Source organism: Nostoc sp. DedQUE05, assembly GCF_034530955.1.
Lineage (GTDB): Bacteria > Cyanobacteriota > Cyanobacteriia > Cyanobacteriales > Nostocaceae > Nostoc.
Map to the genome: position 1 here is coordinate 49,019 of NZ_JAVRCB010000012.1, position 18,817 is coordinate 67,835.

The 18,817-nt window shown below is 43.6% G+C and carries 19 protein-coding genes and 1 riboswitch; of the genes, 12 read left to right on the plus strand and 7 right to left on the minus strand.

Features of this window, described 5'->3' with window-relative positions; genetic code table 11:
- Positions 1 to 174 precede the first annotated feature (174 nt).
- A complete protein-coding gene (locus RMZ42_RS10925; RefSeq protein ID WP_322671450.1) occupies positions 175 to 660 on the plus strand; it encodes a molybdenum cofactor biosynthesis protein MoaE in 486 nt (161 codons plus the stop codon).
- Between the two features lie 241 nt (positions 661 to 901).
- Here the strand turns inward: RMZ42_RS10925 and RMZ42_RS10930 are convergent, their stop codons facing one another.
- Complete coding sequence (locus RMZ42_RS10930; RefSeq protein WP_322671451.1) at positions 902 to 1,342, minus strand: VOC family protein; 441 nt, start codon at positions 1,340 to 1,342, stop codon at positions 902 to 904.
- 103 nt (positions 1,343 to 1,445) lie between these two features.
- The gene (locus RMZ42_RS10935) at positions 1,446 to 1,859 is read right to left on the minus strand and encodes a GNAT family acetyltransferase (RefSeq protein WP_322671452.1); all 414 of its coding nucleotides are present in this window, start codon (positions 1,857 to 1,859) and stop codon (positions 1,446 to 1,448) included.
- A 150-nt stretch (positions 1,860 to 2,009) separates the two neighbouring features.
- On the opposite strand from RMZ42_RS10935, the gene RMZ42_RS10940 reads away from it, so the two are divergent.
- From RMZ42_RS10940 to arsH, 11 genes are all read left to right on the plus strand, one after another.
- Entirely contained in the window at positions 2,010 to 2,765 is a 756-nt protein-coding gene (locus tag RMZ42_RS10940) for a dienelactone hydrolase family protein (RefSeq protein ID WP_322671453.1), read from the plus strand.
- A gap of 110 nt (positions 2,766 to 2,875) precedes the next feature.
- Complete coding sequence (locus tag RMZ42_RS10945) at positions 2,876 to 3,922, plus strand: sulfonate ABC transporter substrate-binding protein (protein ID WP_322671454.1); 1,047 nt, start codon at positions 2,876 to 2,878, stop codon at positions 3,920 to 3,922.
- A 17-nt stretch (positions 3,923 to 3,939) separates the two neighbouring features.
- Entirely contained in the window at positions 3,940 to 5,076 is a 1,137-nt protein-coding gene (gene ssuD, locus RMZ42_RS10950; protein WP_322671455.1) for an FMNH2-dependent alkanesulfonate monooxygenase, read from the plus strand.
- Between the two features lie 189 nt (positions 5,077 to 5,265).
- Complete coding sequence (locus RMZ42_RS10955) at positions 5,266 to 6,633, plus strand: LLM class flavin-dependent oxidoreductase (RefSeq protein WP_322671456.1); 1,368 nt, start codon at positions 5,266 to 5,268, stop codon at positions 6,631 to 6,633.
- 177 nt (positions 6,634 to 6,810) lie between these two features.
- Positions 6,811 to 6,942: riboswitch (cobalamin riboswitch) on the plus strand.
- Positions 6,916 to 8,652, plus strand: coding sequence for a precorrin-3B synthase (gene cobG / locus RMZ42_RS10960; RefSeq protein WP_322671556.1), 1,737 nt, complete (start codon positions 6,916 to 6,918; stop codon positions 8,650 to 8,652). It overlaps the preceding riboswitch by 27 nt.
- Before the next feature lie 130 nt (positions 8,653 to 8,782).
- Positions 8,783 to 9,409 carry a precorrin-8X methylmutase gene (locus tag RMZ42_RS10965; RefSeq protein ID WP_322671457.1) on the plus strand — a complete coding sequence of 209 codons (627 nt, stop codon included), beginning with the start codon at positions 8,783 to 8,785 and terminating at the stop codon, positions 9,407 to 9,409.
- A gap of 2 nt (positions 9,410 to 9,411) precedes the next feature.
- The gene (locus tag RMZ42_RS10970) at positions 9,412 to 10,116 is read left to right on the plus strand and encodes a precorrin-2 C(20)-methyltransferase (protein WP_322671557.1); all 705 of its coding nucleotides are present in this window, start codon (positions 9,412 to 9,414) and stop codon (positions 10,114 to 10,116) included.
- 81 nt (positions 10,117 to 10,197) lie between these two features.
- Entirely contained in the window at positions 10,198 to 10,524 is a 327-nt protein-coding gene (locus RMZ42_RS10975) for a metalloregulator ArsR/SmtB family transcription factor (protein ID WP_322671458.1), read from the plus strand.
- 195 nt (positions 10,525 to 10,719) lie between these two features.
- Entirely contained in the window at positions 10,720 to 11,784 is a 1,065-nt protein-coding gene (gene arsB, locus RMZ42_RS10980; RefSeq protein WP_322671459.1) for an ACR3 family arsenite efflux transporter, read from the plus strand.
- Between the two features lie 31 nt (positions 11,785 to 11,815).
- Positions 11,816 to 12,226 carry an arsenate reductase, glutathione/glutaredoxin type gene (gene arsC / locus RMZ42_RS10985; RefSeq protein WP_322671460.1) on the plus strand — a complete coding sequence of 137 codons (411 nt, stop codon included), beginning with the start codon at positions 11,816 to 11,818 and terminating at the stop codon, positions 12,224 to 12,226.
- Between the two features lie 49 nt (positions 12,227 to 12,275).
- Positions 12,276 to 12,941, plus strand: coding sequence for an arsenical resistance protein ArsH (arsH, locus tag RMZ42_RS10990; protein ID WP_322671461.1), 666 nt, complete (start codon positions 12,276 to 12,278; stop codon positions 12,939 to 12,941).
- Positions 12,942 to 13,012: 71 nt separating this feature from the next.
- Here the strand turns inward: arsH and RMZ42_RS10995 are convergent, their stop codons facing one another.
- The 5 genes from RMZ42_RS10995 to RMZ42_RS11015 form a co-directional block, all read right to left on the minus strand.
- Positions 13,013 to 13,699, minus strand: a complete 687-nt coding sequence (locus RMZ42_RS10995) for a PHP domain-containing protein (protein WP_322671462.1) — start codon at positions 13,697 to 13,699, stop codon at positions 13,013 to 13,015.
- Positions 13,700 to 14,180: 481 nt separating this feature from the next.
- Positions 14,181 to 15,317 carry an AIR synthase related protein gene (locus RMZ42_RS11000; protein ID WP_416211806.1) on the minus strand — a complete coding sequence of 379 codons (1,137 nt, stop codon included), beginning with the start codon at positions 15,315 to 15,317 and terminating at the stop codon, positions 14,181 to 14,183.
- Positions 15,318 to 15,393: 76 nt separating this feature from the next.
- Positions 15,394 to 15,600, minus strand: coding sequence for a hypothetical protein (locus RMZ42_RS11005; protein WP_099099470.1), 207 nt, complete (start codon positions 15,598 to 15,600; stop codon positions 15,394 to 15,396).
- A gap of 303 nt (positions 15,601 to 15,903) precedes the next feature.
- Positions 15,904 to 16,506, minus strand: a complete 603-nt coding sequence (locus RMZ42_RS11010; protein WP_322671464.1) for a superoxide dismutase — start codon at positions 16,504 to 16,506, stop codon at positions 15,904 to 15,906.
- A 514-nt stretch (positions 16,507 to 17,020) separates the two neighbouring features.
- Positions 17,021 to 18,628, minus strand: coding sequence for a bifunctional pantoate--beta-alanine ligase/(d)CMP kinase (locus RMZ42_RS11015; protein WP_322671465.1), 1,608 nt, complete (start codon positions 18,626 to 18,628; stop codon positions 17,021 to 17,023).
- Between the last annotated feature and the right edge of the window lie 189 nt (positions 18,629 to 18,817).

Sequence of the window (18,817 nt, forward strand, 5' to 3'; positions counted from 1 at the left end):
CCACCTTGCCCTCTGGGGATAAGGGGCGGGGGAAAGGGACTGATGTTTTTTATCCCTTACCATGAGTCCCTTTAACCTTTACCCAATCTCCACCTAACAATTTTGGGTTGGCAGACCACTAGTAATGCTTTCTTCAGAGACAATAGAAAAAACCCATATAATATCAACGCAGTTATGACAACTACACTTACCTCTGCTGTTAAACCAAGAGCCGAAGATAGTTTTGCCATTACCTTTGCACCATTATCTCTGGAAGAAATCTATGCCAAATCCGACGATCCAGCCAATGGTGCTGTGGTTGTGATGAGTGGTATGGTTCGCAATCAAACCGATGGTAAACCTGTGATTGCTCTAGAGTATCAAGCTTATGAACCGATGGCGTTGCGGATATTTTATCAAATTGCTACTGATATTCGCTTATCTATGTCTGATGTGAATCGAGTCGCGATTTATCATCGTGTTGGACGTTTGCAAGTTGGGGAAATCAGCGTTTTAGTAGCTGTGGGTTCTCCTCATCGGAGTGAGGCGTTTGAAGCTTGCCAATATGCTATTGATACGCTCAAACACAATGCCCCTATATGGAAGAAAGAACATTGGCAAGATGGTTCTAGCACCTGGGTAAGTATTGGTGCGTGTGAAACATCAGGAGAAAATTGTTGATTTGACTCCTGATTCAGAAATCAGAATGGGCTACGCCCCGCTGCGCTAACAGGAGTCAGATTGACAAAATCTTGACAAGCATAGGTAAAATGCTATCCTCTTTTTCCAAATGTATTGAACTCATCGACACCACTCGCCAGAAACTTGAAAAGCGTCATAACTTCTCTACGAGACGCTGCGCGAACGTTGAATGGTGTCGATTGTTTTCACAGTAAGGGTTTCTAGCTAGAAAATCGATTGCTTATTGAGAATTACTTACTGGTTGTTGAAAATTTGAAAAGTGGTGTCGATTTTGTTGCTGTGCAAAAGTACTCTTAACAAACTCTGCAATCTCTATACGATTCCCACCGGGATCTCGGAGAAAAAACCGCACGCATCCTGGAAGTGGTCGTTGATCGGGAATAATTTCTATTCCATGCTCTTTTAGGTGTTCTTCAAAGGCGTTCAAGTTATCGACTTGGAAACAAAAATGCCGTCTAGATGCTTGGTTATTGGCGTTTTTCTCACTACTTACGTGCAGTTCAATGTCTCCCAACTTGTACCACGCTCCTGAATCATTTTTCATGACATCAGGTCTGACAATTTCAGTCAGTCCCAAAACTTTGCTGTAGAAAGATAGCATTGCTTCCTCCACTTCAAGAGGATAGGTTACTTGAATATGATGAACTGCATTAAGCTTCATAAATTTTTCTCCTAATTTGGGTTAAAGTTGGTAGCGCTACAATCACCTTTTGCTGTAATACTGGCGTATTTTTAAAGTTTTTTTGTTCAAACTCACCAAACATCTATATAACAAGCTTTCCCATACTGATGCGTTCTTCAATGAGATAGCCAAGTTTTCTATAAAACTCAACTACTTCTGCGTTGGAGACACGAACTTGGAGATTGATTTTGAGGCATCCCATCGCTATCAATACTCTCTCTGCGTGCTGCACTAGCTTGCTACCAATACCCTGTCGTTGATACTGAGGACTGACCGCAACTGTGTATAGCCAACCGCGATGCCCGTCATATCCTGCCATGATAGTCCCTACAATCACAGAGTTAATCTCAGTAACGAAAAACAACTCAGGTTGTACAGCAAGCTTCTGACTGATTACCAATTTTGGGCTGCTGTGCGACGGATTATTAGGAAACACCTCATGCCACAAAGCACTGACTAATTCAGCATCAGATTCTTGGTATGGTCTTATATTCATCTACATCTCTAAATCAAAGCACTTGCCTTTGCACATTCTTTGTGAAATACTACTCTTAAACTACGATAAATCGATATATTTTAAGTAGTATTATACAAAAATTACCATAAAACATCGCGTCCTGAAAGCAATTACAGGCTAATCCCTAAGATGACAAACACAGAAATTCGCACTGCTCAAGTTAAAGTCCCTAACGGAGATTTGCAAATTGATGCTTACTTAGCTGAACCAGCACAAAAGGGAACCTTCCCAGCCGTTATTGTGATTCAGGAAATTTTTGGGGTTAATATTCACATTCGGGAAGTTGCTGAGAAATTTGCCAAAGAGGGGTATGTGGCGATCGCACCGACTTTATTTCAACGCACCGCTCCCGGTTTTGAGGGTGGATATACTCCTGAAGATGTCCAGCAAGGGAGGGGTTATAAGGAGCAGACAACAGCAGAGGAAATATTGAGTGATATTAAAGCTGCGATCGCTTACTTAAGAACTCTACCAAATGTACAAGGAGATGCGATCGGCTCTATTGGTTTCTGTTTTGGTGGTCACGTCGTTTATCTAGCTGCCACCTTACCAGATATTAAAGTTACAGCTTCCTTCTATGGTGGCGGTATTCCCAACTCAACTCCCGGCGGTGGAGAACCAACCATCACCCGCACTCCAGAGATTAAAGGCCCCATTTACGCCTTCTTTGGTCTTGACGATCAGGGAATTCCCTTAGAACATACAGAACAGATTGAGGCTGAATTGAAGAAAAATCAGATTACTCATGCTATCTTCCGTTATCCCGGTGCAGGGCATGGCTTCTTTTGCAATCATCGGGCCAGCTACAATGCCGAAGCTGCTGCTGATGCTTGGAAAAATGTTCAAGAACTATTCCAAAAGAACCTTCAGCTTCAAAAAGTCTAAATTTTTAGGTTAGGAGCAATACAACACTAGAGGCGCACATCTGTGTGCCTCTACAACTGAACATAGGCAAAATAAGTCAAAAGCAAATTAAAAAACAAAGTATCACGTCCATGATTTCCGCCTTCAAACAACCACAAGTTAAGATTTTCCAAGGTTTTTCACTATTCCTTTTACCTGGATTATTAGCAATCTCAACAACCTTAATCAGTTGCTCAGTCCAAACCCCAAATTCAGCAAATCAAACCATTGGCTTGAAAACCAAAGTTGTCCGAATGGGGTATCAAAGTTCTGGGGATATTTTCAGACTTAAAGGATTGATCGAAAAACGTCTCAAGCCTTTAGGTATTTCCGTGGAATGGGCGCAATTTGCCGCCGGCCCACAACTGATGGAAGCGATGAATGTGGGCAGGGTTGATATTGGCTCTGTAGGCGAGACTCCCCCGATATTTGCCCAAGCGGCTGGCACATCTTTAGTTTATATTGCTAGTAATAAACCCAGTACCGGGAAAGGAAGCGGAATTATCGTTCAAAAGAATTCACCGATTCGGACTTTAGCCGATCTCAAAGGGAAAAAAGTAGTTTTTCAAAAGGGTTCTGCTTCCCATTACTTATTAATAAAAGCTTTGGAAGAGGCTGGTTTAAAATATAGTGATATTCAAGCTCTTAGCCTCCCTCCTTCAGAAGCCCGTGATGCTTTTATTCAAGGAAAAATTGATGCCTGGGTAACTTGGGACCCTTATTTAGCCGTGGCCCAAAAAAAGGCCAATGCTCGTGTTTTGAGAGATGCTAGTGGCATTTCTACTCAGGGCGGATATTACATGGCAGCGCGAAAATTTGCCACAGAAAACCCGAAATTAGTGCGATTAGTTCTTGAGGAGATAGATAACACAGGTCAATGGGCTGAAAAAAACCGAGCAGAAGTTGTAAAACTGACTATTCCTCACCTCAAAATTGATGAAGATATTTTAACAACAATGGTTGGAAGGCGAACTTACGGTATAAGACCAATTACGCCTGAAATTATGGACAAACAACAGAAGATTGCAGATTTGTTTGCCAAAGAAAAAGTGATACCTAAGCCAATTAATATTAAAGAAGCGATGCTGACTAGCGAACAATATGCAGCCATCACACCGGAAACCATTAGTCAGAAATAGCGCCAGGAGATAAGAAAATGGAAGTTTTTTGGTATTTGCCGACCCAGGGAGACGAGCGTTATTTAGGTACTACAATCGGCAGGCGACCAGCCACTTATCCCTATATGCAGCAAATCGCCCAAGCTGTTGATAAATTGGGCTATGGCGGGATGTTGATTGGTACCGGACAAAAACAAGATACTTGGATTGTCGCTACTTCATTAATTTCAGTTACGGAACGCTTGCGGTTTCTTGTAGCATTTCGTCCGGCAATTATGTCGCCTTCTTTAGCAGTTAGAATGGCTGCGACTTTTGACCAGATTTCTAATGGTCGAATTATTCTGAATGTTGTCACTGGCGGCGACACAAAAGAACTTGCAAAAGATGGGATTTTCTTAGATCACGATCAGCGTTATGAACTTACAGATGAGTTTTTGACAATTTGGCGATCGCTCATGCAAGGTGAAGAACTAACCTATAGTGGTCGCCATTTGCAAGTTCAAGGCGCAAAACTCCAATTTCCTCCCGTACAAAAGCCTTATCCCACCTTATATTTTGGCGGTTCTTCAGATGCGGCGCTCCAAGTTGCTGCCAAACACATTGATGTGTATTTAACTTGGGGTGAACCACCAGATCGAGTTGCCGAAAAGATTGCAAAAGTACGCCGATTAGCAGCAGAACAAGGTAGAACAGTCCGCTTTGGGATTCGGATGCACGTTATAGTGCGTGAAACTACGCAAAAAGCTTGGGATGCAGCTAATGAACTGATTCAGTATGTCGATGATGAAACCATAGCAACTGCACATCAGCGGTTTGCTCAGTCTGAATCAGAAGGACAACGCCGCATGGCTCAACTGCATAAAGGTAATCGCCAAAACCTAGAAATTAGCCCCAACTTATGGGCAGGTGTTGGCTTAGTGCGTGGAGGTGCTGGGACTGCCTTGGTAGGAGATCCAGACACAGTTGCAGCGCGAATGCTAGAATATGCCGATTTAGGAATTGATACCTTTGTTTTCTCAGGGTATCCCCATCTCGAAGAAGCTTATCGAGTTGCAGAATTATTATTTCCCAGGTTGCCGTTACAAACTCCAGCGATCGCATTACCGCAGCAGGTTGCAAGTACATTCAGTGAATTTGTTACCAAAACAGATTTACTCAAACCCCAGCCAGTGTAAGCAATTCAAAATCCAAAAACTAACGTGATTTAACTCATAACACCCTAGTACAACATTGCATAAATTCGGCAAAACTCTGCGTTCCTCTGCGCTACGCCAGTTGCTACAACGCGGGGAACCCGCGCAACGCACTGGCTTAACTTTGCGTGCCTCTGCATTTAAAAACACAACGATTTTACAAAAAAAAGCATGAGTACGAAAAAACCTCAACTTAGATTAGGTGCATTCTTGCCCAGCACTGGTCATCACGTAGCGTCATGGCGACACCCCGAAGCCCAAGCTAATGCTGGTTTGAACTTTCAGCATTATAAAAAGCTGGCACAGACGGCAGAACGCGGCAAATTTGACATGATCTTCTTTGCAGATGGTGTGGCTGTGCGCGACCGCAATCAAAGCGCCGACCTTTTGAGCCGGAATGGTAAACTCGTCCACTTTGAACCTCTTACCCTGTTGTCGGCTTTGTCTGTGGTCACGGAAAACATCGGTTTGACGGCCACAGTATCAACCACCTACAACGAGCCTTATCATCTCGCCCGCAAATTTGCATCATTAGATTATCTTAGCGGTGGCCGTGCCGGTTGGAATCTCGTAACTTCTGCTACCGAAGCTGAAGCGTTGAATTTCAATCGGGAAAAGCACATGGAGCATACCCTACGTTATCAACGTGCCAAAGAGTTTGTGGATGTAGTCACGAAACTCTGGGATAGTTGGGAGGACGACGCCTTCTTACATGATAAGGAATCGGGTATTTACTTCGATCCAAATAAACTGCACGTTCCCAACCACAAAGGCGAGCATTTTTCAGTACGCGGCCCGCTGAATGTGGCGCGTCCCATCCAAGGTTATCCGGTGATCATTCAAGCTGGGTCTTCCGAGGATGGTAAGGATCTGGCTGCACAAACGGCGGAGGTAATTTTTACTGCCCAGCAGACCTTGGCAGAAGCTCAGGCATTCTATACAGATGTGAAAGGGAGACTGGCTCAATACGGGCGCTCACCTGACCATCTTAAGATTATGCCAGGTGTATTCCCAGTTATCGGCAAAACCGAGCAAGAAGCTAAAGACAGATTCGATCAGATTCAGGAGTTGATTGATCCGGTAGTCGGCTTAAATTTGCTTGGCTCAATGATCGGTGGATTTGACCTATCCGGCTATCCATTGGACGGGCCGTTGCCGGAGCTACCAGAGACTAACGGGGGTAAAAGCCGTCAGCAACTTCTGATTGACCTAGCTAACAGAGAGAATTTAACGATTCGACAGCTGTATTTGTCGATAGCTGGAGCGCGTGGGCATCGTCAGATTTTAGGCACACCAGAACAAATTGCCGATCAGCTAGAAGATTGGTTTGTCAATGGTGGGGCAGATGGCTTTAATATTATGCCGCCCTGGTTGCCGGGAGGATTGGATGAGTTTGTAGACTTGGTAATTCCTGAATTGCAACGTCGCGGTCTGTTCCGTACAGAGTATGAAGCAGGAACCCTGCGCGAAAATCTTGGTTTACCTCGTCCGGTAAATCAGTTTAGCAAAGTTGCTACTCGTGAAGCGGCGATCGCCTAACTTTTTCTAAAGCAAGTTTTGCAGCAAAAAGGCTCAAGCATTCCTGCCTGAGCCATAACTAAATTCAATTTATAGATTAGCTTCAAGAACTATATCTTTCGATCGGTAGTGGATCAGCTCAGTTAAAATTTATCACCATAGTAATGTAAGATAATTATCTGGATGATGTCTGGTTGATATCTATAACCTCAACAAAGTCTAAATTACTAAAGCTGAGAGTTGGGAAACTCCGGTGAAATTCCGGGACTGTGCCGCAGCTGTGATGGGATGACCCAAGTCAGAATGCCAACTCTCAGGATGTCCTCAAGACACACTCACCGTCTACTCCCTGCGTTGCACGGGGAAGGAGTTCTAAGTTTGGTTTCTAGATTTGCCACTTGTCCTGGCTTGTTTTATGCTACTCCTGCCGCAGATGGTATATTATCTCGCGTTAGAATACCAGGTGGAATTATTAGTAGTCAGCAGTGCCGTGCGATCGCAGATATAGCAGAACAGCACGGTGGCGGCTATCTAGATGTGACTAATCGAGCTAACCTACAAGTTCGTGAAATCCGCACCGGGATAAATGCTGAGGTTCTGAAATATCTACAAAATATGGGATTGGGTTCTGACAATACTGTTGTAGACCAAATCCGCAATATTATGACCAGTCCAACTGCTGGTATCGATCCCCAAGAATTAATCGACACTCGCCCTTTTGTCCAAGGTTGGGATGATTATATTGCTGCACATCCGGCGCTTTCGGGACTGTCGGCCAAATTTAGCGTTTGCTTTGATGGTGGTGGGATAATTCAAGTGTGCGATCGCTTGAATGATATCGCCTTTGCAGCTGTCTTACTTAACGATCAGGTTTATTTTCGTCTCTATCTCAGTGTTGGCGAGAACGGTCAACCCCCCAGCGATACGGGAATTTTGTTATCACCAGAAGACTGTTTGCCCGTCTTAGCAGCTTTAGCGGATGTCTATCTAGCTTATAGTCATCCTACGAGTAAGCGGCGGCTACGTTTGAGAGAGTTATTGAATACTTTGGGTTGTGAAAATTATCTCCAAGAAGTTGAGCAGCGTTTACCTTTTTCTTTTTTGTACAGTGAAATAAGAAAAGACCTACTCTCCGAGCAAGGCAAGCTACGGTGTACACACAAGTCTGAAACAGTTCACTCATCAGAGTTTAAGCGTAAGTTTTACCCCTCCCTAACCCTCCCCTTGGAAAGGGGAGGGAACTGTATTTCTAGTTTCCCCCCTTTCCAAGGGGGGATTAAGGGGGGTAATTCGATGTGTGTGTACACTGTAGAGGAAGGCAAAGGGGAAAAATATCAGCATATTGGCATCCATCCCCAACGTCAGCAAGGCTTATTTTACATTGGTGTTGTCTTGCCCCTTGGCCGATTGGAAAGTAGACAGATACGCGGTTTAGCAGATTTAGCAGCAAAATACGGTAGTGGAACTCTCAGGCTAACCCCTTGGCAAAATTTGCTCCTGACAGATATTCCTCAACGATGGGTTGCTGATGTCCAAAGTGAAATTGCTTTATTAGGATTAGATTGCTCTGCAACCAATATCAAGGGCGGATTAGTTGCCTGTTCAGGAAAAAAAGGTTGCGCCGCTTCTGCCACTGACACTAAAAGTCATGCGTTGGCATTGGCAGAGTATCTTAAAACTCGCGTTACTCTCGATTACCCAGTTAATATCCACTTCACTGGCTGCGAAAAATCTTGTGCCCAGCACAGCAAAAGTGATATCACTCTCCTCGGTGTCAGCATTGAAGCTGAAAATAGAACTGTGGAAGGCTATCACGTTTATGTTGGTGACAGCAATCAGAAATTCGGACGCGAACTATATCAATATGTAACTTTTGCCGAACTACCTGCATTAATAGAGCGGATGCTATATGTATATAAAATTCAACGCTTAAATTCTAATGAGTCCTTTGGAGAATTTGCTAATCGATATCCAATAGCACAATTACAGCAGTTATTTAATAAACACTTAGAAAATGGAACCACAGATAAATACAGATGATTGATTCCTTCCTTTCTCTGACTCTGTGTTCTCTGCGGTTAATTAAATTAGGTATTCTTCTATTAAAAAAGAAGTATCTATACTAACTAACAAATCAATCCAAAATTTAAAATCTAAAATCCCAAATTGAATGCCCGACTATATCCGAGATGCCAACGAAATTTACCGTAATTCCTTCGCAATCATTCGGTCAGAAGCGAACCTAGATGTGCTGCCACCAGATGTAGCAAAAGTTGCTGTGCGTCTAATTCATGCCTGTGGAATGACGGATATTGTCACAGACTTGGGATATTCACCAACAGCAGTGCAATCCGCAAGAGCAGCACTGGCCGCAGGAGCGCCAATACTGTGCGATTGCCGAATGGTTGCCGATGGCGTTACCAGACGGCGGTTGTCTGCAAACAATCAAGTTATCTGTACTCTTAACGAGCCAGAAGTGCCAGAACTTGCCCAGCGTATGGGTACTACCAGGTCGGCAGCAGCCCTAGAATTATGGCGATCGCACCTGGAAGGCTCAGTAATTGCAATTGGGAATGCGCCCACAGCCCTGTTCCGACTGTTAGAAATACTCGATGCAGGAGTGCCCAAACCTGCGATTATCTTGGGTTTTCCAGTGGGCTTTGTCGGTGCAGCCGAATCAAAAGCCGCACTGGCAGCAGATAGCAGAAATGTACCATTTTTAACCTTACACGGTCGGCGCGGTGGAAGTGCGATCGCGGCAGCAGCAGTTAACGCCCTGGCAACGGAGGAAGAATGAATATGCAACCTAAAGGTCGTCTTTATGGAATTGGTGTCGGCCCGGGCGATCCCGAACTATTGACCCTCAAAGCGCTGCGGTTATTACGTGCGGCTCCTGTAGTAGCTTATCAATCAGCCACAGATAAAGAAAGTATCGCTAGAGCGATCGTGGCGCAGTATCTTCCTGGCAATCAAATCGAGGTACTATTTCACCTCCCCCGCGCTTTGGAACCAGAAAAGGCAAAATCTATTTATGACCAGGAAATTGAACCAATTGCCGAGCATCTAGCAGCAGGTCGAGATGTCGTGGTACTGTGCGAGGGCGATCCATTTTTCTATGGTTCATTTATGTACCTGTTCACGCGGTTATGCGACCAATACGAAACAGAAGTTGTCCCCGGAGTTTCCTCGCTGATGACTTGTCCGGTAGCCTTGGGTGTACCTTTCACCTACTACAATGATATTCTCACAGTCTTACCCGCCCCGTTGCCAGCAGAAGAACTGACTACACATCTGCTAATGACTGATGCCGCCGCAATTATGAAACTAGGTCGTCACTTTACCAAAGTCCGAGATATCCTGCATAAATTAGGGCTAGCGTCACGAGCAAGATATATTGAGCGGGCATCAACATCACAGCAACGTATCATCCCCCTAGATGAAGTCGATCCAGCCGAGGTACCCTATTTCTCAATGATTGTGATTCCCACCAAGAATCGACTATAGACTGACCTTTTCTTTTTAGTTAAGGTATTCTTTAACTGATGATTAAGACTTGACCATAAAGAAATACTTCAATAAAAGTTGATGGCTTCTAATAGCACCTTCACTCCTGATACGATCGCTGCTGGCTTTCATGCCCTGTCTGACCCCCTACGGATTAAGGTATTAGAACTGCTGCGCTCTCAAGAACTATGCGTCTGTGACCTGTGTGAACACCTGGGAACTACTCAATCTAAACTGTCTTTTCACCTCAAAACCTTGAAAGAAGCGGGTTTAGTTCGCGCTCGTCAAGAAGGGCGCTGGATTTACTACAGCCTCAATCTACCGCAGTTTGCTGTCTTAGAGCAGTATTTAGCAGAATTCCGCCGCTTTAGCCCCATATTACCTATTCGTCCCCCCTGCGATCCTTAAATATTCATCAATTTTTTTTGTAATATTTCGTTTAATTTTAGTTTTATAGGCATTAACAAATCAATTTTTTTTGAAATGATAGAGATATACTCTTGATATAACTCACGAATTTTAGATTTTCAATTTTGGATGTTGGATTGAATAATCTGAAATTCCTGCTCGAAGCTCCTGCATTCATGTATGGGGTTAATTGTAATGAACAAAAACACTTCAAAACGCCTCTCTTTTATTGACCGTTTCCTAACCTTGTGGATTTTTTTAGCAATGGCGATCGGTGTTGGTCTAGGCTATTTCTTTCCTGGAGTAGAAGCCTTTATCAATCAGTTCCAAGTGGGAGCAACCAATATAGCGATCGCCATCGGGTTAATTCTGATGATGTATCCGCCCTTAGCCAAGGTGCGGTATGAAGAATTAGGGGATGTATTTCGCAACGAAAAAGTTCTTGGTGTTTCACTAATTCAGAATTGGATCGTTGGGCCAATTTTGATGTTTGCTCTGGCAGCTATCTTCTTACATAATTACCCAGAATACATGACAGGATTGATTCTGATTGGATTAGCCCGGTGTATTGCAATGGTAGTTGTGTGGAGTGACTTGGCACGAGGCAATACAGAATATACGGCTGGCTTGGTTGCCTTTAATAGCATCTTTCAAGTCATCTTTTATAGTCCTTATGCCTGGTTTTTCATTACTGTACTGCCGCCACTGTTTGGTTTACAAGGCAGTGTTGTTAATGTCAGCATTGCTGAGATTGCCAAAAGTGTGTTTATCTATCTCGGTATTCCCTTTTTAGCTGGATTTTTCACTCGTTACTTCTTAGTAAAAGTGAAAAGCAAGCAGTGGTATCACGAGGAATTTGTGCCTAAAATCAGCCCCATCACACTGATTGCTTTATTATTTACAATCGTCGTTATGTTCAGCTTGAAAGGGAATTTGATTGTTCAGATCCCCTTCGATGTGGTGAAGATTGCAATTCCCTTGATCGTCTACTTCTTCATCATGTTTTTGGTCAGCTTTTACATGGCTTGGCGCGTTAAAACAGACTATTCTAGAGCCGCAAGTGTCGCCTTTACATCGGCAGGAAATAATTTTGAACTAGCGATCGCAGTGGCGATCGCAGTATTTGGCATTAATTCGGGTGTTGCTTTTGCCGCCGTCGTCGGGCCTCTGGTGGAAGTGCCTGTATTGATTGGTCTGGTTAATGTGGCTTTCTGGTTAGAAAAACGTTATTTTTCGCCATCTGAATCGAGAATCTTTTAAATTTAGGCAAATTATTCAAAGGAGTTGAACCATGAAACGTGTGATGTTTGTCTGCAAAAAGAATTCTGCCCGTTCTCAAATGGCGGAAGGTTTTGCTAAAACTCTTGGTAAAGGAAAGATTGCAGTGATTAGCTCTGGGTTGGAAGCAAGTCAGGTTAGACCAGAAGCGATCGCAACCATGAAAGAAATTGGTATCGACATTACCGATCAACACTCCAAACCCCTGAGTGATTTCCAAGCACAAGACTTTGATATCGTGATTTCTTTGTGTGGCTGTGGCGTAAATTTACCGCCTGAGTGGGTTGTGCGAGAAGTATTTGAAGATTGGCAGTTAGACGATCCAGCAGAACAACCAGAAATTTTTCCGAGAGTCCGCGATGAAATCAAAGAACGGGTCACTCAATTAATTGAGTCTGTAAATCAAGAAATTACACCTGCTTGATAAGCATTACAAGGATGCTTTATTTCTTGGAAATCCCTAACCAATTATCATGACGACATTTGACCATCCCCCCAGAATTTTATTTTTGTATGGCTCCCTGCGCGAGCGTTCCTATAGCCGCCTTTTGGCAGAGGAAGCCGCACGCATCATTGAAGAATTTAGAGCAGAGGTGAAGTTTTTCGATCCCCGTGAACTGCCAATTTACGGTAGCGTACTTGACACCCACCCAAAGGTGCAGGAGTTGCGTCAATTAAGCTTGTGGTCAGAAGGGCAAGTTTGGTCTAGCCCAGAGTTGCACGGTCAGATTTCTGGCATTATGAAAAATCAAATTGATTGGATTCCGCTCAGTATTGGAGCCGTTCGCCCGACTCAAGGAAGAACTTTGGCTGTGATGCAAGTGAGTGGAGGATCTCAGTCTTTTAACGCTGTCAACACATTAAGAATTCTTGGACGCTGGATGCGGATGTTCGCGATCCCCAATCAATCGTCAGTCGCTAAAGCATATCAGGAGTTTAACGAAGACGGCACTATGAAAGATTCGCCCTACCGCGATCGCGTTGTCGATGTGATGGAAGAACTTTACAAATTTACCTTGCTATTGCGTGACAAAGTTGATTATCTCACAGACCGCTATAGCGAACGTAAGGAAAAAGCTGCCAAAGAGACAATCAAGATAGCTTCTCAATTTCTTGAAATTAACTTTAAAACAAATTGACTATTGAGCATCCAAAAAAAGATAACCTCCTGGCAGATTGAACCAGGAGATTGAAAAAAATTGATTCATCTTTACAAGCGTTGTAGCAGACTCAAACCGTGGCTATCAGTACCACAGGTATTGAAAAGAAAGTATTCATCAGCCAACTTTTGCACTTGTTCTGATTCCAATACGCTGGGTTTCCAAGGGTTAGGGTTATTGTAGGCGTAGAAAGTTTCCACACCATCAATGCCCTTTTCGGACGCAGCTGGAATTAAGTCAAAAAGCGATCGCTTGTAACGAGCTGGATGAGCCAGAACTGCCAATCCCCCAGCTTCATGAATAGCGGCAATCACGTTACTTGCCTGATATTCTTGCCCTGTAGTCGGCCTTCTTTGCAGATAGGGTTTCATACTAGGATGTTCTGTTGCAAAAGCGTAAGCCAAAATGTGAACTTCTATATTCAAAAGGCTGGCATTGATTTCCACGCCACTCCACAGGTGAGGAGTGGTTACATGAGGATTATTCCACTTCCAATCTTCTAACCAAGCAAGGGCCGCTTGATAGCCGAGAATACCATGATGATCGGTGATGGCTAACCCTTTTAACCCAATAGCGATCGCCTGCTCCATCAATGCACTAGGCTGCAATCTACCATCCGAGTAGACAGTGTGCATGTGAAAGTTGAATAACTTTGGACAACTATGCGCATCAATGTTACGGAATACTTGCTTTAAAAGTTCTGCCGAAGTTGTAGTACGGGTCAAATTTACAGCCATAACCCCCTCTGAAGAAAAATATTTATCCTTAACACACCAAAATGCCACATCTTTGGATGAGAAAGAACCTACACTAAAAATTAGTATCGGCTGCTACTTTCTCAGCTTTCTCAGCAAATTTTTCAATATGTTAAGACTACGTTAGCAAATCTTAATCTCAGCAGTCATGGGTGATTCGCACTACTTTATTATTAGGTAGTAGTAAATGTTACATCCAGTTTTTCATAAATGCACCTATAGCATCTGTGCTAAATGACCTAGAAAAGAAAGGTTTAGTACGGTAATTATTTCTAATAAGCCGGAAATGCAAATTGATTTTGTGTGTAAAAAATATTATTTTTCTCTGTAATTACAGCTTTTTTCTAACCAAAATGACTTTAGCATAAGCGTAGCTCACCGCAGGCATCGCATAAGTGAGCCTAAAATAGCTTCGAGAAAACTAGCGATGTCTACGACTGGCTATGCCTACGCTTGGGTTGCATTATACCCCTCGCGCAATTCCAAAAGAATCTCCCTTCAAGGTGACTCCAAGGGGTTCTATCACTACCTCGCGGGAAAGAGACGCTTCAACTCTTCCAGCGATCGCAGCCGAAAGTTGATGTTCTCTTGCAAGTAGGACAATTCTCTCTGCATCCTGCTTTGATTCTGTATAGAATGCGAATCCTGCACCGTAATTGAACACCGAAAGCATCGTCTCGGCCCCGCCCTCAAGATGACTCTCAACAAATGTAAATATCTCTGGTACTGGGAGCATTGTTTCGATAACGTACCGAAGCGGCTTCACCGACCGCATCAGCTTTTGCCAACCATGACCAGTGATATTCTCCATCGCTGTGGGACGAATTCCTTCGCCCAGCACCGCCTGTACAAGGGACGTGTAAAGATACGAAGCAGCATTCATCGCTTCCCAGAACTCTTGCCCACTCGGAAGTTTTGTTCTGTAGCCATCAGGAAGCGACTCAGCAAGCTTTCGCAGTGGGGTAAAACCGTTCTCATGGGGGCCCGAACTTTCCACCAAAACAATGGTATTTCCGGCATCCAGACGCGAGCTATCAATAGGAGCGACACCAGCCGGCATAACCCCAAAAACCGAGCCAGCGATGTCGAGCCGCCCTGGAATCATCTTGGTTTTTAGTTGAGGAGTTTCCCCTGAGAGATACACACACCCGACTCGTTTGCACCCCTCAACTACTCCATCAAGAAATCCATCAAGGAAAGCGGGAGTAAAAATTGTTTCAGGAGTACTCGAAGGCAGATAAAGACCGAGAAGTATAGTCTGCATACCTGAAGTTGCGGCATCGTTCGTCAGACACGAGACGATCTTAATCCCAATATTCCACCAGAATCGTCGAAGTTCTTCTTCGGAAAGATCGTCAGGGCGGGTATCGTCTGCGGTGCCCAGTCCTTCCGGCACAAGTGTCATCGAAAGTTCTCTAGCCCCCGCCTCTAGAAACGGAGCGAGGTTGAAGCTGAAAGCGTTAGCACTTGCTCCTAGACCTGACGCGGGGACGATGCCATAAGCGCTTGCAAAGCCAAGTGTGCGTTTTGCAGCATCGATGAAGCGTCGTTTTGCAGCATCGAGAGTATCGTAATCGACTTGATCGAGAGCTTGAGCCATCAGGTTGTGTTTTAAGTTAGAAGTTATGAGTTAGGAGTTAAAAGTTAGGAAAACTCATAACTCATAACTCCTCACTTTAAAATACCTCATCTTCAATACCGCGCCACCATTCACCCAATTTCATCAAGTCTTGATAAATATCTTCTAATTCTTTGGTATAAACATCGTTTGTCAGAGTTGCTCGACGCTCTTGCAATTTTTTGAGACGCAGTTGTACCAATACCCAAGGTTTAGAGATGCTATTCGTTGCTTCGATGTATTGCGCTAGTTCTTTGCTATCCATATATTTTATATTTTGATTTCTCCACCATCCCCCTTAACGCCTAACCAAAAAGAGTCACGATATTAGTACAATGTCAAGCTAGTTTTCAGGGTTTGTAGTAAGGACTTTAGTGCTTAGAAAATAAGGACTAAAGTCCTGACTACGAACTCACCTACCCATCAATTTAAACTTGACTGACTACTGTCGTGACTGCTGACAAAGGTGTTAAGTGAATTATTTCTATTTTAGATATCTGGCACAAACTACGTAGCTGCAAATTAGCTGACTAAAAGACATCGCAGCCAGTTCAAAACTGGCAAGTAATTAAGCTTTAGCCAAGTTTTCAGCAGCAAAGTCCCAGTTGACCAAGTTTTCTAGGAAATTCTTGATGAACGCTGGACGGGCGTTTTTATAGTCAATGTAGTAGGCGTGTTCCCAAACATCCAAGGTTAAGAGTGCCTTCTTACCATGAGCTAGGGGATTTTCTGCATTTGGTGTTTTGATCACCTTTAGCGTACCACCATCATCGATCAGCCAAGACCACCCACTGCCGAATTGAGTTGCAGCCGCGTTAGAGAACTCTTCCTTGAATTTGTCAAAGCTACCAAAATCTTTATCGATTTTGGCTGCGAGTTCACCTGTGGGTGTGCCACCACCTTGTGGTTTCAAAGAATTCCAGAAGAAGGTGTGGTTCCAAACTTGGGCAGCGTTGTTGAAGATTCCCACTTTAGAGGAGTCTTGGAAAGAAGTTTTAATCACTTCTTCCAGAGACTTATCAGCAAGTTCTGTACCTTCAGTGAGCTTGTTGAGGTTGTCTACATAAGCTTTGTGATGCTTGCCATAGTGATACTCGAAAGTTTCAGCTTTCATACCAAAAGGCTCTAGAGCATCTTTTTCAAAGGGTAGTGGGGGCTGTACAAATGCCATTGTGTCAAATCCTCTCTTTAGCGGTTTCTAGTTTGTAAGCTATTGCAGAAGTTTGGGAAATTAATAGCTTTTATTTTTAGAGGTTTTATGCCTTTGATTAGTGAAACATAAAACTTAACATCGTCATTCTACTACCAAAGTGAAGACGGAAACAAAGTACTTTGTTGATAAGTCAAATCGCTAGCAATTCCTGACTATAAATAAAAATGACTAATGTTTTATAACTAAAGGCTAATAACTAAATAGCATTTAGCAATTAAAACTTTAATACTTCTATCTTTAGTAAGATTAATTACAATTTTAAAAATCAGTCGAAAGCGAGATGATTTATTTTTAAAAAAATGTAGAGTAAATTAATAATTGTTTACACTTGACTATAAGTATTAATTTTCAAATTAAAATAGCCAATAGTTAACTTACATCTATTTTATTTTTAAATACAGTTTTAAAGATGGTAAGTGAATAATCACTCACCACCCTTTGAAACTAAAAAACTAACAGCAAATAGTAGTAATTAACACTGAGATAAATGCTGTTGGTAATAGTTAACGATTTGTGCCGTGACTTCAGACACATCCAAACCATCAGTTTGAAGTTCGATCGCATCTGCTGCTTTCTGCAAAGGAGAAACCTTGCGTGTACTATCTTTCCAGTCACGTTCGGCGATGTCGTGTTCCAACTGTTCTAAACTCACTTCAAGTTGACCTTGGGTGTTAAAGTCTTGCTGGCGGCGACGGGCGCGTTCGCTTACAGAAGCGGTTAAGAAGATTTTCACTTCGGCATCGGGAAATACATGAGTACCAATATCCCGACCTTCAGCAACTAAACCACCTTTTTTGCCCCACTTTTGTTGTTGTTTAACCAGTGCTTGACGGACTGCGCTTTGTGCCGCGATCGCCGATACTTTTGATGTTACCTCAATCGTGCGAATCACTTGGGTAACATCAGTACCATCAATCCAAACCTGTACGGATGATTGTAAATCCTGGGTGGGAGTCAGTTCAATTTTACACTGATTAGTTAATTCGGCGATCGCACACTCATCGTCAATAGCAATACCCTTTTGCAGTACTAACCAAGTGACAGCACGGTACATCGCTCCTGTATCTAAATAAACTAAATTCAGGTTTGCTGCCACTTGCCGCGCCACTGTGGATTTTCCAGCGCCGGCTGGGCCATCAATGGCGATAATGGGTTGACGATCGCGCAATATGAGATTGTCAATCAAACGTGTAGCACCAAGACGAGCTGCGATCGCCAACATTCCTTCCTCCTCAACTTTTTCTAAAGACATCAACGTAGTCGGTTCAACCAATTCAATATATTCCACACAGGCCGTGCTGACCATTGCCACTTCTTGCTGTACCACTGCTATCAACTTGTTACTATTGCGATCGCCTGCAATGAATGCGGCTTCAGCTCGTCGCAAACCCCGATATAACACCGCCGCTTGCTCTTTTGCCGTTGCAGTCAAATATTGATTGCGAGAACTGAACGCCAGACCCGACGCTTCCCGTACTGTTGGACAAGCAACAATTTCTACTGGCAAATTTAAGTCAGCTACTAAGCGTTTAATAATTGCTAGTTGCTGACCATCCTTTTCACCAAAGTAGGCACGGTCAGGCTGTACCAAATTGAAAAGTTTGGTAACAATCGTAGCGACACCCTGAAAATGACCTTGCCGAGAACGACCACACAAGCCTGTTATCATAGCAGATGGGGGGATAACTTGTGTAACCTTTGATTCTTGTATACTCTTCTGAGGAACAGCCATCTCTTCAGGACTCGGTGCAAAAATGGCATCTACCCCAGCTTGTTCGCAAAGTTGTTGGTCTTGCTCTAAAGTGCGGGGATAGCGTTGATAATCCTCGTTAGGAGCAAATTGCAGGGGATTGACGAAAATACTCACAATCACCGTAGAATTTTCGTGCCGCGCCCGTTGGATTAAGCTTAAATGACCTTGATGCAAATTTCCCATCGTTGGCACCAGACCGACTGCCGTCTGATACCAGCCAGTCATCTCATCTAGTCTCAGATCCTCAGTAACCGCAATTAGCTTGTTTTCTGAGCAGCGTTTAGTTAAATAGCAGCGTAAAGCTGCGACTGTTGTCAGCAGGCGCACAAAAATACCCCTAGTTCTTATCGATCCCTCCCCCGTTAGTTTATATCCGAAATAGAGGGAAGAGTTGATTGAACTAGGGGAATTAAGTGATACGGAACTGGGATTGGGCATTGGGCATTGGGCATTGGGTATTGGGCATTGGGGATTGAAAATACTTTTTCCTAGTCCCCAGCCCCTAATCCCCAGTCC

Bases quoted from the DNA above. Each gene is read 5' to 3' on its own strand.
- RMZ42_RS11005 (WP_099099470.1), bottom strand. From the start codon at position 15,600: ATGGATAGCAAAGAACTAGCGCAATACATCGAAGCAACGAATAGCATC.
- RMZ42_RS10940 (WP_322671453.1), top strand. From the start codon at position 2,010: ATGACAAACACAGAAATTCGCACTGCTCAAGTTAAAGTCCCTAACGGA.
- RMZ42_RS10935 (WP_322671452.1), bottom strand. From the start codon at position 1,859: ATGAATATAAGACCATACCAAGAATCTGATGCTGAATTAGTCAGTGCT.
- RMZ42_RS10965 (WP_322671457.1), top strand. From the start codon at position 8,783: ATGCCCGACTATATCCGAGATGCCAACGAAATTTACCGTAATTCCTTC.
- arsC (WP_322671460.1), top strand. From the start codon at position 11,816: ATGAAACGTGTGATGTTTGTCTGCAAAAAGAATTCTGCCCGTTCTCAA.
- RMZ42_RS11000 (WP_416211806.1), bottom strand. From the start codon at position 15,317: ATGGCTCAAGCTCTCGATCAAGTCGATTACGATACTCTCGATGCTGCA.
- ssuD (WP_322671455.1), top strand. From the start codon at position 3,940: ATGGAAGTTTTTTGGTATTTGCCGACCCAGGGAGACGAGCGTTATTTA.
- cobG (WP_322671556.1), top strand. From the start codon at position 6,916: ATGCCAACTCTCAGGATGTCCTCAAGACACACTCACCGTCTACTCCCT.
- RMZ42_RS11010 (WP_322671464.1), bottom strand. From the start codon at position 16,506: ATGGCATTTGTACAGCCCCCACTACCCTTTGAAAAAGATGCTCTAGAG.
- RMZ42_RS10975 (WP_322671458.1), top strand. From the start codon at position 10,198: ATGGCTTCTAATAGCACCTTCACTCCTGATACGATCGCTGCTGGCTTT.
- RMZ42_RS10970 (WP_322671557.1), top strand. From the start codon at position 9,412: ATGCAACCTAAAGGTCGTCTTTATGGAATTGGTGTCGGCCCGGGCGAT.
- RMZ42_RS10930 (WP_322671451.1), bottom strand. From the start codon at position 1,342: ATGAAGCTTAATGCAGTTCATCATATTCAAGTAACCTATCCTCTTGAA.
- arsH (WP_322671461.1), top strand. From the start codon at position 12,276: ATGACGACATTTGACCATCCCCCCAGAATTTTATTTTTGTATGGCTCC.
- arsB (WP_322671459.1), top strand. From the start codon at position 10,720: ATGAACAAAAACACTTCAAAACGCCTCTCTTTTATTGACCGTTTCCTA.
- RMZ42_RS10945 (WP_322671454.1), top strand. From the start codon at position 2,876: ATGATTTCCGCCTTCAAACAACCACAAGTTAAGATTTTCCAAGGTTTT.
- RMZ42_RS10925 (WP_322671450.1), top strand. From the start codon at position 175: ATGACAACTACACTTACCTCTGCTGTTAAACCAAGAGCCGAAGATAGT.
- RMZ42_RS10955 (WP_322671456.1), top strand. From the start codon at position 5,266: ATGAGTACGAAAAAACCTCAACTTAGATTAGGTGCATTCTTGCCCAGC.
- RMZ42_RS10995 (WP_322671462.1), bottom strand. From the start codon at position 13,699: ATGGCTGTAAATTTGACCCGTACTACAACTTCGGCAGAACTTTTAAAG.